Origin of the sequence: Mesorhizobium sp. B2-2-3, from assembly GCF_006442405.1 — a bacterium.
Taxonomy (GTDB): domain Bacteria; phylum Pseudomonadota; class Alphaproteobacteria; order Rhizobiales; family Rhizobiaceae; genus Mesorhizobium.
Genome location: NZ_VFWC01000018.1, coordinates 79,106 through 90,926, shown reverse-complemented (window position 1 = coordinate 90,926; position 11,821 = coordinate 79,106). Strand labels below are relative to the sequence as shown.

General features: G+C 62.9%; 11 protein-coding genes. 8 read left to right on the top strand and 3 right to left on the bottom strand.

The genetic code is table 11. The features are described 5' to 3' along the window. Positions 1–645: porin (locus tag FJ951_RS26125; protein ID WP_140517997.1), on the top strand; the 645-nt coding region annotated here is incomplete at its 5' end. A gap of 213 nt (positions 646–858) precedes the next feature. Then, positions 859–1,971, top strand: coding sequence for a pyridoxal phosphate-dependent aminotransferase (locus tag FJ951_RS26120; protein WP_140517996.1), 1,113 nt, complete (start codon positions 859–861; stop codon positions 1,969–1,971). A 35-nt stretch (positions 1,972–2,006) separates the two neighbouring features. On the opposite strand, the gene FJ951_RS26115 is transcribed toward FJ951_RS26120, so the two are convergent. After that, a complete protein-coding gene (locus FJ951_RS26115) occupies positions 2,007–3,011 on the bottom strand; it encodes a bifunctional helix-turn-helix transcriptional regulator/GNAT family N-acetyltransferase (RefSeq protein ID WP_140517995.1) in 1,005 nt (334 codons plus the stop codon). 167 nt (positions 3,012–3,178) lie between these two features. Between FJ951_RS26115 and FJ951_RS26110 the strand changes: the two genes are divergently transcribed. The 6 genes from FJ951_RS26110 to FJ951_RS26085 all read left to right on the top strand — a co-directional run bounded on the left by FJ951_RS26110 (position 3,179) and on the right by FJ951_RS26085 (position 9,530). Further along, on the top strand, positions 3,179–3,463 hold the full coding sequence (locus tag FJ951_RS26110) for an acylphosphatase (protein WP_140517994.1): 285 nt from the start codon (positions 3,179–3,181) through the stop codon (positions 3,461–3,463). A gap of 69 nt (positions 3,464–3,532) precedes the next feature. Continuing rightward, positions 3,533–4,183 carry a TetR/AcrR family transcriptional regulator gene (locus FJ951_RS26105; RefSeq protein ID WP_140517993.1) on the top strand — a complete coding sequence of 217 codons (651 nt, stop codon included), beginning with the start codon at positions 3,533–3,535 and terminating at the stop codon, positions 4,181–4,183. Between the two features lie 66 nt (positions 4,184–4,249). Next, entirely contained in the window at positions 4,250–5,413 is a 1,164-nt protein-coding gene (locus FJ951_RS26100) for an isovaleryl-CoA dehydrogenase (protein WP_140517992.1), read from the top strand. A 1-nt stretch (position 5,414) separates the two neighbouring features. Then, positions 5,415–7,022, top strand: a complete 1,608-nt coding sequence (locus FJ951_RS26095; RefSeq protein WP_140517991.1) for a carboxyl transferase domain-containing protein — start codon at positions 5,415–5,417, stop codon at positions 7,020–7,022. Between the two features lies 1 nt (position 7,023). Then, on the top strand, positions 7,024–7,587 hold the full coding sequence (locus FJ951_RS26090) for an O-acetyl-ADP-ribose deacetylase (protein ID WP_140517990.1): 564 nt from the start codon (positions 7,024–7,026) through the stop codon (positions 7,585–7,587). Further along, positions 7,569–9,530: an acetyl/propionyl/methylcrotonyl-CoA carboxylase subunit alpha gene (locus FJ951_RS26085; protein WP_140517989.1), complete on the top strand. Its 1,962-nt coding sequence runs from the start codon at positions 7,569–7,571 to the stop codon at positions 9,528–9,530. The genes FJ951_RS26090 and FJ951_RS26085 overlap by 19 nt, the downstream gene beginning before the upstream one ends. A 155-nt stretch (positions 9,531–9,685) precedes the next feature. Here the strand turns inward: FJ951_RS26085 and FJ951_RS26080 are convergent, their stop codons facing one another. Together FJ951_RS26080 and FJ951_RS26075 are read right to left on the bottom strand one after the other, a co-directional pair. Continuing rightward, entirely contained in the window at positions 9,686–10,807 is a 1,122-nt protein-coding gene (locus FJ951_RS26080; RefSeq protein WP_140494645.1) for a branched-chain amino acid ABC transporter substrate-binding protein, read from the bottom strand. A 399-nt stretch (positions 10,808–11,206) separates the two neighbouring features. After that, on the bottom strand, positions 11,207–11,473 hold the full coding sequence (locus FJ951_RS26075; RefSeq protein ID WP_010915070.1) for a sel1 repeat family protein: 267 nt from the start codon (positions 11,471–11,473) through the stop codon (positions 11,207–11,209). Positions 11,474–11,821 lie beyond the last annotated feature (348 nt).

The following is an 11,821-nucleotide window of genomic DNA, read 5'->3' as shown; positions in this document are numbered from 1 at the left end:
GCCGGCAACGTGATCCAGGATACGCTGGTTCCTTACGGCGATTTCGACACCAACGTCGTCCAGTACTACTTCGACGCGGGCAATGGCTTCTCGGCCGTGGTCTCGCTCGAAGAAGGCACCGGTACCGACACGATCGACAGCTATGTTCCGCATGTCGTCGGCGGCGTGAAGTACACGCAGGGCTGGGGCGCCATCACCGGCGTCGTCGCTTATGACAGCAATTACGAGGAAGTTGCCGGCAAGGTTCGCTTGGACGTCAATGTCAGCGACGCACTGTCGCTGTTCATCATGGGCGGCTACGGCACCGATGACAACCTCAACGACGACGCCGGCAATTTTGTCGAAGCCCATGGCCGCGGCTTCTACAAGGCGTGGGGCGGCAACTGGGCAGTCTGGGGCGGCGGCACCTACAAGTTCAACGAGAAGACCTCGTTCAACCTTCAGGTGTCTGCTGACGACTGGAAGAACGTCGGCGTTGCGGCGAACGTTGCTTATGACGTCGTTCCCGGCTTCACCGTCACGGCCGAAGTCGACTACCTCCATGCCGGCCGGTTTGACGATGCTGGCTTCGTCAACCCGTCGTTTACACCTGCCGATAAGAAGAACAGCGTCGGCGGCATGCTCCGCTTCCAGCGCTCGTTCTAACAGCTATCGCTTCGAATATAGAAACCCGGCGGGCAACCGCCGGGTTTTTCATTGGGGGTTTCGACTGCGCGATTCCGCAGCGGACGATGATTGCTCTGGGATGCATCAGGTGTTTGGATCAGGCGGGCGGCAACGATTGCTCATTGCGCGCAACTTGCACCCGCCTACTGACCGCGCTAGCAAGAAGCCCCTTCCCTCACGCGAGCTTTTGCCATGCGTCTGCGCCCTCCCCTTATGCCGCTCGTTGCAGCGCTTCCGTCGACCGTGCCGTTTGTCGGCCCCGAAGCGCAGGAGCGCGAGCGCGGGCGTGCATTCCGCGCCCGCATCGGCGCCAATGAGAGCAGCTTCGGGCCGTCGCCGCGCGTCATCGCCCGGATGGCTGAGATCGCGCGCGACATGTGGATGTATTGCGATCCCGACAATCACGACCTGAAGGTGGCCGCGGCCGCGCATCATAATCTGAAGGTCGAGAACGTCGTGGTCGGCGAAGGCATCGATGGCCTGCTTGGCCTGGTGGCGCGCATGTATGTGGCGCCTGGCGATGCGGTGGTCACCTCGCTCGGCGCCTATCCCACCTTCAACTTCCACATTGCCGGTGTCGGCGGGCGGCTTGTCACGGTGCCCTATGTGGACGACCACGAAGATTTGGAAGGGCTGCTGGCTGCGGCCGCCAGGGAGAAAGCGCCGCTGGTCTATCTGTCCAATCCGGACAACCCCATGGGGAGCTGGTGGGAAGCGGCCGAGCTGACGCACTTTATCGAAGCGCTGCCGGAAACCACCATGCTCGTGCTCGACGAAGCCTATGGAGAATTGGGGCCGGCCTCCGCACTGCCGCCCATCGACGTCTCGCGGCCGAATGTCATCCGCATGCGCACCTTTTCGAAAGCTTACGGGCTTGCCGGCATACGCTGCGGCTATGCGGTCGCCGAGGCCCAGGTGATCAGCGATTTCGAGAAGATCCGCAATCACTACGGCGTCAGCCGCATGGCGCAGGTGGCGGGCGTCGAGGCGCTCGCCGACCAGGATTATCTGGATTCAGTGGTGGCGCGGGTGGCGGCAGGGCGCCGGCGCATCGCGCAGATAGCCGAACAGAACGGGCTGACGCCGCTGCCGTCGGCGACCAATTTCGTTACCATCGATTGCGGCCGCGACGGCGCTTTCGCGCTGAAGATCCTGCAAGGCCTGTTGGCGCGCGACGTCTTCATCCGCAAGCCGATGGCGCCGGGGCTCGATCGTTGCATCCGCGTCAGCGTCGGACTGGACCACGAGCTCGACATTTTTGCCGAGGAACTGCCCGGCGCACTGGCCGCCGCCCGTGGAAACTGAACGAGCGTTGCCATAGCGGCGAACTTGCCGGCCCGTTAGAGATCGAGCTCCCAGTTCTGGCCGGTGAGTTCCTTGCCGAAACTGTGATGGCGCTCCTGTGAGACCAGTCTGAACCCGGCGCGCTCATAAATCGCGCGGGCGGCGACCAGAATGTCATTCGTCCACAGAACGAGCTTGATGTAGCCGCAGGCGCGCGCCTGGTTCACGCATTCCGCAACCAGGCGCTTGCCGATGCCCAACCCGCGCGCCGCAGCCTCGACATGCAGCAGCCGCAGTTTCGCGACCTCGTCGTCCTGGTGAACCAGAAACACCGCGCCAAGCGGGAGGCCGGCGCGTTCGGCGATCCAGCAGAAATCGCGCCCTGGCTTGAAATTGCGGATGAAGTCGGCTCCGATTTCGGCAACCAAGGCTTCGAACTCGATGCTCCAGCCATATTCCTCGGCGTAGAGCTGGGCCTGACGCTGCACCACCCAGCCAATGTCGCCGACACGATGCGTACGCAACGTCACGACGGGGGGCGCCGTCTGGCCTTCAGCCGCCGGATCGCCCAGCAGCTCCGCTGCCTTGCGCAAGGCGTCGCCGAGTTCGGCCAAGCGGTGGTCGGGCAGGTTCTCGATAAGCCGGGAAGTGTCGCGGTCCGCCGCGGCCTGCAGACCGGCAAGGGCGGCCCGCCCCCTTGCCGTCAGCGACAGAATACGCCTTCGCCGGTCGACCGGATCGTTCCGGGTTTCGGTCAGGCCTTCTCCGGCGAATTTTCGCAGGATCCGCGTCAGATAGGCCGCGTCGAGACGCAGTTGCCTGGCGATGTCGGAGGCGGCCGGGCCGACATCGATGTCGAATGTCTCCGAAAGGAAGCCTCGCTCGCCGGCGATTTCCGCCGCCGCCGGGCGATCCCGATAACCAAGCTCGAACAGGACGCGCGCCTCGGTGAGCGTGAACGGGCTCTGCGTCAAGGTCTCGTCGAGAAGGCCGACAGTGCGGGTGTAGAAACGGTTGAAGTGCCTGATATCGGCCACCAAAGCACTGCGTTGGTCCAGCATCTGCGTTCAGCCCTTGGATAATGATAGCCACAGTGTTAGAAATTTGGTGGACTGAGTCAATTAAATTCGAGTTCGACTCGGGCCCCCTCCATCCTCGTTTCGACCGGCCTGTTGCATTCCCCGTCGCCTGCGCCAAATTCCAGCAGACGAGCCTCGGGAGAGACGCAATGGCTGACGATCGCAAGGCAGTGCGTGTGCGGGCCCACGGCAAGGTGCAAGGCGTCGGCTACAGGATCTGGGTCCGAAGCCAGGCCGCCAGCCTTGGGCTTACGGGCTGGGTGCGCAATGAAGCGGATGGCTCGGTGACCGCCGAGATTGCCGGCACAGGCGAAGCCGTCTCGACCATGATCGGCCGGCTTTGGAAAGGACCGCCGGGAGCGTCCGTTTCCGGGATTGACGTCGAGGATGCGGTATCCAGCAATCCTGTTACCGGCTTCCGGATCGATGCCTGATGCGGCTTCGGCATACCTCTTGAATTAATTGAACGTTCGTTTTATTAATTCGCAACAAGGGAGGCTCTTTTGGCGCGCACGACAGGATCCGATGGCGGGAAGACCGAGGCGGCAGCCCGCGAGGCGGCGGTCAACCTGATCGCACAGCTCGGCTATGAGGCGATGTCGATGCGCCAGCTGGCGGCCGAAGTCGGCGTGCAGGCGGCCGCGCTCTATCGCTATTTCCCGACCAAGGAGGATTTGCTGTTCACGCTGATGCGCGAGCATATGGAGGAGCTGATCGCAGCCTGGAACGCCGCACGGCCAGCCGATGCCGATCCGGCAAGCCGGCTTTCGGCCTATGTCGAGAACCACATCGCCTTCCACATCGCCCGCCGCCATGCGACGCATGTTTCGAACATGGAGCTGCGCAGCCTGTCGCCCGAAAGACTGACGCAGATACTGCGGATGCGCACGGCCTATGAGAAGGAACTGCGCGCCATTCTGCGTGACGGCGCCGAGGCAGGCGTGTTCGTCGTCGAAGACACCGGCCTCACCGCCATGGCGCTGATCCAGATGATGACCGGCGTCATCGTCTGGTTCCGGCCGGGCGAGCGGCTGTCGATCGCAGAAGTCACAGCGACATATCTTTCGATGACGATGCGGCTCGTCGGCGCGACGATCGACACCTACAGCGCCGCACGTCCGTTTGGACGCGCAAACGACGCTGTAGGATTTTAATTTTGCGCGTGATCCTTTCCGAAAATCCAAGTCGATTTTCGGGGGGCCTGCGGCAGGAGGAACCGGATGTATACGAACACGCTCAGCTTCGGGCATGTCGAGGATATCGAGGCGTTGCGCGAGCTGGTGCGGCGCTTCGCCCAGGACAGGATCGCGCCGATCGCGGCGGAAATCGACCGCTCGAACGAATTCCCGGCGCATCTGTGGGCGGAACTCGGCAATCTCGGCCTCCTCGGCATCACCGCCGATCCGGAGTTCGGCGGCAGCGGCATGGGCTATCTCGCGCACGTGATCGCCGTTGAGGAGATATCAAGGGCCTCGGCCTCGGTCGGCCTGTCCTACGGCGCCCACTCCAATCTCTGCGTCAACCAGATCAACCGCTGGGCAACGCCGGCGCAGAAGGAGAAATTCCTGCCGCCACTTTGCTCGGGCGAGCGCGTCGGCGCGCTGGCAATGTCGGAGCCCGGCGCCGGCTCCGACGTTGTCTCGCTCAAGCTGCGTGCCGAAAAGCGCAATGACCGCTACGTGCTCAACGGCACCAAGATGTGGATCACCAACGGCCCGGACGCCGAGACGCTGGTGGTCTATGCCAAGACCGATCCAGAGCGTCATGCGCGCGGTATCACCGCCTTCATCGTCGAAAAGGCCTTTGCCGGATTTTCGGTCGCGCAAAAGCTCGACAAGCTCGGCATGCGCGGCTCCAACACCGGCGAACTGGTTTTCGATAATGTGGAGGTGCCGTTCGACAACGTGCTGCACGAGGAAGGGTGTGGCGTCGAGGTGCTGATGTCTGGTCTCGACTATGAGCGCACGGTGCTGGCCGGTGGCCCGATCGGCCTGATGGCCGCGTGTCTCGACGTCGCGGTGCCCTATGTGCATGAGCGCAAGCAGTTCGGCCAGGCGATCGGGGAATTCCAGTTGGTGCAAGGCAAGCTCGCCGACATGTACACGACGATGAACGCCGCGCGCGCCTATGTCTACGCGGTCGCCGCCGCCTGCGACCGCGGCCAGACCACCCGCAAGGACGCCGCAGGCTGCATTCTGTTTGCCGCCGAAAAAGCAACGCAGATGACGCTTGACGCACTCCAGCTTCTGGGTGGCAACGGATACATCAACGACTATCCGACCGGCCGGCTGCTACGCGACGCCAAGCTCTACGAAATCGGTGCCGGCACCAGCGAAATCCGGCGATGGCTGATCGGCCGCGAGATCATGGCGGAGGGGGTATAGCATGGCCGTCCTCCGGACCCAGATCTCCCCTTCCTCCGATACCTTCCACACCAATGCCGAACGCATGCGGGCGCTGGTCGGCGATATCGCCGAAAAGGCCGCGAGCGTCGAGCGCGGTGGCTCGGAAGAGGCGCGCGAGCGACACGTCGCGCGCGGCAAGCTGCTGCCGCGCGAGCGGCTGGCGCAATTGCTCGACACCGGGTCGCCCTTTCTCGAGATCGGCCAGTTCGCCGCATGGTCGATGTATGGCGAGGACATTCCCTCCGCCGGCATCATCGCCGGTATCGGGCGCGTCGAAGGCACGGAAGTGATGGTCGTCGTCAATGACGCCACGGTGAAGGGCGGCACCTATTACCCGCTGACGGTGAAGAAGCATCTGCGCGCGCAGGAGATCGCGCTGCAGAACAATCTGCCTTGCGTCTACCTGGTCGACAGCGGCGGCGCCAACCTGCCCAACCAGGACGAGGTGTTTCCCGACCGCGAGCATTTCGGGCGCATATTCTACAACCAGGCCAACATGTCCGCCTCAGGCATCCCGCAGATCGCCTGCGTCATGGGTTCGTGCACGGCGGGCGGCGCCTATGTGCCGGCAATGTCGGACGAGACGATCATGGTGCGCAACCAGGCGACCATCTTCCTCGGCGGTCCCCCGCTGGTGAAGGCCGCCACCGGCGAGGACGTCAGCGCCGAGGATCTCGGCGGCGCCGACGTCCATACACGGCTCTCCGGCGTCGCCGACCACTACGCGCTCGACGACGAGCATGCGCTGGCCATCTGCCGGCGCATCATCAAGAACCTCAATCGGAACAAGACCGTAAGCCTTGCCGTCCAGAAACCGATTCCGCCGCTTCATCCGGCAGATGAGATCTACGGCATCGTGCCGACGGATCTGCGCCAGCCCTATGACGTGCGCGAGGTGATCGCGCGCCTCGTCGACGGTTCGGAGTTCGATGAGTTCAAGCAGAATTACGGCACCACGCTCGTCACCGGCTTTGCCCATCTCCACGGCATGCCGGTCGGCATCATCGCCAACAATGGCGTGCTGTTTTCCGAAAGCGCGCTGAAGGGCGCGCATTTCATCGAACTGTGCTGCCAACGCAAGATTCCACTGGTGTTCCTGCAGAACATCACCGGCTTCATGGTGGGGCGCAAATATGAGGCAGGCGGCATCGCCAAGGACGGCGCCAAGCTGGTGATGGCAGTCGCCACCGCCCGCGTGCCCAAGGTCACCGTGATCATCGGCGGCTCGTTCGGCGCCGGCAACTACGGCATGTGCGGGCGCGCCTACTCGCCCCGCTTCCTGTGGATGTGGCCGAACGCCCGCATTTCGGTGATGGGCGGCGAGCAGGCGGCGACGGTGCTGGCCATGGTCAAGCGCGAGGGTATCGAGCGCAAGGGCGGCGAATGGAGCGCTGAGGAAGAAGCGAAGTTCAGGAAGCCGATCCTGATGAAATACGAGCATGAAGGCCACCCGCTCTATTCCTCCGCAAGGCTATGGGACGACGGCATCATCGATCCGGCCAAGACGCGCGAGGTGCTGGCGCTCAGCCTCTCGGCCGCGCTCAACGCGGAGATCGAGGAAACGCGCTTCGGCGTGTTCAGGATGTGAAATGGGCGAGGTGCAGGACAGGATCCGCATTAACGTCGGCGACATCACCAAGTTGGATGTCGACGCCATTGTCAACGCGGCCAATTCCTCGCTGCTCGGCGGCGGCGGGGTCGACGGCGCCATTCACCGGGCGGCGGGGCCGGAACTCCTCGCCGAATGCCGCACGCTCAACGGCTGCAAGACCGGCGATGCAAAGTTGACCAAGGGCTATCGGCTGCCGGCCCGCTACGTCATCCATACGGTCGGTCCAGTCTGGCAGGGCGGCGGCAAGGGCGAGGCGGAGTTGCTCGCCTCCTGCTATCGGCGTTCGCTCGAAATCGCCGCCGAGAAGGAATGCCGCTCGGTCGCCTTTCCGGCGATCTCGACGGGCATCTACCGCTATCCGAGGGATGAGGCGGCAGCAATTGCAGTCGGCGCCGTAAATAGCTTCTTGAGCGGAAATACGACGCCGCAGACCGTCATCTTCTGCTGCTTCGACGAACAAATGGCCGAACTATACCGTGAGGCCGTTGCTTCCTCGAGGCGAACGCAGTCTACGGAGGTTTCATGTTCACAAAGATCCTGATCGCCAACCGAGGCGAGATCGCATGCCGGGTGATCCGCACGGCGCGCAGGATGGGGGTGCGCACGGTTGCCGTCTATTCCGATGCCGATGCGAAATCCCTGCATGTCGAGATGGCCGACGAGGCGGTACATATCGGTACCTCGCCTGTCAGCGACAGCTATCTGCGCGGCGACAAGATCGTCGCGGCCGCCTTGGCGACAGGCTCGCAAGCCGTTCATCCCGGCTATGGCTTCCTGTCGGAAAATCCTGATTTCGTCGACCAGGTGGCGGCCGCGGGGCTCACCTTCATCGGCCCGTCGGCGGCCTCTATCCGCGCCATGGGGCTGAAGGATGCCGCCAAACGGCTGATGGAAAAGGCCGGCGTGCCCGTCGTGCCGGGCTACCATGGCGAGGCACAGGAGATCGTGGTCCTGGCCTCCAAGGCACGCGAAATCGGCTACCCCGTGCTGATCAAGGCGCGGGCCGGCGGCGGTGGCAAGGGCATGCGCCGGGTCGAGCACCCCGACGAGTTTTCCGAAGCGCTGTCGAGCGCACGACGCGAGGCGAAATCCGTTTTTGGCGACGACCGTGTACTGGTGGAAAAATATATCGACAAACCGCGCCACATCGAGGTGCAGGTTTTCGGCGACAATTTCGGCAATGCCGTCCATCTGTTCGAACGCGACTGCTCGGCGCAGCGACGCCACCAGAAGGTTATCGAGGAAGCCCCCGCCCCCGGCATGACGGAGGCGTTACGCAAGGCGATGACCGAGGCGGCGGTGAAGGCCACCAAGGCGATCAGCTACTGCGGTGCCGGCACCATCGAATTCATCGTCGATGCCTCGCAAGGCCTGACGCCTGACCGCTTCTGGTTCATGGAGATGAACACGAGGTTGCAGGTCGAGCACCCGGTCACCGAGATGGTCACCGGCACTGATCTGGTAGAATGGCAGTTGCGGGTCGCATCCGGCGAGAAGCTGCCGAAAACGCAAGGCGAGATAAAGCTAGCCGGCCACGCCTTCGAGGCGCGCCTCTATGCCGAGGATGCCGCAAGGGAGTTTCTGCCTGCGACCGGCACACTGCATCATCTGAAATTTCCCGACACGGTTCCCCAAGGGGCCGCCATGCGTGTCGAAACCGGGGTGCGGGCCGGCGACGCCATTTCTCCCTATTATGATCCGATGATCGCCAAGCTGGTGGTGCATGGCAGGGACAGGCCGGCTGCGCTGGAGGCACTCGGCGCGGCGCTTGCGCGAACCGAAGTCGCCGGTTCGATCGTCAATACCGCCTTCCTCGCCGCACTGGTGACCGATCCGGACTTTTCGGCGGGCGATGTCGATACCGGCCTGATAAGCCGGCAACAGCAGGCGCTGACCGAGATTGCGCCGCCGAGCGGCGAAACGGTCGCGGCCGCGGCCATTGCGGCCTCCGGGGCGGGCGCGCTGCCGCCATCGGACGATCCATGGTCGTCGCTTGCCGGCTACACGCATTTCCATGGCATGGCACGACAGATCCGGCTGAAGTTTGGCGAGGACGATATTCTGGCAAGGGTTTCGGTACGACCAGACCGGCGTTCCCAGGTGACGCTCCATGCACCCTATGACAGCGCCAATTCGCATGACCTTCGCGCCATTCCTCGCCTCGCCCGCTGGCCAGGCCACATCACGATATTCGAAGGCGCGGTCGGCTATACGTTCGCGGTGCCGGACCCGTTGGCCAGAGGCGATGATGCGGCGGCGGCGTCAGGCAGTTTGCGCGCGCCGATGCCGGGACTGGTCAAGCTTGTGCGGGCGACAAAGGGCGATACGGTGATGAAGGGGCAACCGCTGCTTATCCTCGAGGCGATGAAGATGGAGCATACCATCGCCGCGCCGCATGATGGCGTGATCGCCGAGATCGCCACCGAGGGCGCACAGGTTACCGACGGCACCGTGCTGGTGCGGTTCGAGGATATGCAAGGCTGACAGCCTCGCTGCCGGATGCCAAGCGTCCCTGTCCTGCCGGACAGAGAGAGAGGCGCCGTAGAATGTCGACCGCCGTTATATGTCCATGGCAAGACACACAGGCAGAAATGAAATGGCCGGGACGAGCCCGGCCATTTCATCGATATAGGCAGCGATTACGGCTGGATCGGCGCATACTTGCCGTCGTGCCACTGGTTGATGTCGTAGCTGGCGTTCTTGAGGTCGCCCTTCTCGTCGAAGGTGACATTGCCGACAACCGTGCTGATTGGCTGCCCGTTCTTCAGCGCCTCGGCGACCTTGGCCGGATCATCGCTGCCGGCACGCTTGATGCCTTCCGCAAAGGCCTGGATCGTGGCGTAGGAGAATAGCGTGAAGCCTTCCGGCACGAAACCGCCGGCTTTGATCTTCTCGACGGCTGCCTTGGCTTCCGGCTTTGCCTGAGGATCCGACGGGAAGACGAACATGGTCCCTTCGCCGGCCGGGCCGGCAACCTGCCAGAATTCCGGCGAGGCTATCGAATCCGGCATGATCAGCTGGAACTTGATGCCCTGTTCCGCCGACTGGCGCAGGATCAGGCCAGCCTCCGGGTGGTAACCGCCGAAATAGACAACGTCGGCCTTGAGGTCCTTGAGCTTGGTGACGAGCGCCGAATAGTCCTTTTCGCCGGCATTGATGCCTTCATAGTCCACTTCCTTCAGGCCGCCGGCATTCATCGTGGCCTTGACCGCATCGGCAACGCCCTGACCGTAGGCACTCTTGTCATGCAGGATGACGACGTTCTTGCCGGCATACTTCTTCGCGATCCAGGGGCCGATGAAGGCACCCTGCGCATCGTCACGCGTATAGAGGCGCATGATCGTCGGCCAGCCGGCCTTCGCTGCGGCGTCGGTCAGCACCGGGTTCGAGGAGGCCGGGCTCATCATCAGGGCACCGGCTTCGGCATAGACGGCGGAAGCCGGAATGCTCGAACCCGAGCAAGCGTGGCCGTCGATGAACTTGACGCCATTGGCGACGATACGGTTGGCGACCGAAACCGCCTGCTTCGGGTCGCACTGGTCATCCTCGATATCGAGCTTGATCTGGCGACCGTCGACACCGCCGGCGGCATTGATCGCGTCGGCGGCAGCCTGCGCGCCCTGCTTGAACTGATCGCCAATGGTGGCGAGCTGTCCGGTCATCGGACCGACCACTGAAAAGGTGATGTCGTCGGCATAGGCGACCGGCGCGCTCATCATCAGGCCGAAAATGGCCGCGTTCAAAATACTTAATTTTTTCATTGCGGTATGACTCCTCCACTCACGCGCGGCCGCCCCGGCCACGCTTCTTCCAGAGAGGCCGGACAATTTCATCCTTCGTGTGGCCTGTCTAGGCGCATTGGCGGCGCTCGATTAGGCCTGCGGAGCATCTCTGGAGCAAAAAAGCAAAAGCCGCGCCGGCCTTGTTCCGGCCGGTCGCGGCTTTGCCTGTCGAGCTGTTTCTCAAGCGCCCCCGCACTCGAACCCAACTCGCCTTCCCTGTCTTCCTGCTGGCCCTGATCGTTCCGAAAACCGGATCATGGCCGCCGCGCCGCTGGCCCTGTCGGGCGTGCCGCGTTCTTGGTCTTGTCGCGTGGCCGTCTTACCGCGGCCTTGTCCTTGCCTGGCGGACCAGAAGGCCGCCCTGCCTTATCTCTAAATTCAGTGCATCGTCATCCATTCGCGGGCTTCGCGCAGCGCCTTGGCGATCTCGACCTTCGACATCGCAGCCGACAGTTCCGAACGCAATTCCGCAGCGCGGGCCGAACCCTTGATCGCGGCGATGTTGAACCATTTGTGGGCGGCGACGACATCGGTCTCGCAATCGCGGCCCGTCGCATACATCATCCCCAGTTCGAAAAGAATGTCGGCCTGGGCAGTTGCCCCCATGGCGCCGAAGCCTGCTTCAAGCATTTCAAAACGTGCCATTTTTCAATCCTCTCTTCCGGCCCTGTCTGGCTCCCGAGAGCTGCCTCCGTTTGTCTGTCCGGGCCGCTCTTTCGATGCTTTCGAGAATGCCGCGCAGGCTTGAATCCGTCGTTAAATGGCGTGCTTAATTTGAGGAAAACAAAGCTAAAACAATAGGTAAACGTGGAAATTCGTTAAGGATACAAAGCCAGCGATTCAGCCGGATAGCGCCAAATTTGACGAAAATTTTCGCCAGCGGAATCAACACTCCGCTAACCACGCGAAACAAACGCCGCGCATGCATGCATTCATTTCCCTGCCGACATTGCTTCCGTCGGCGCTTCTGAATTGCCAAAGCTTCCGCTGCGG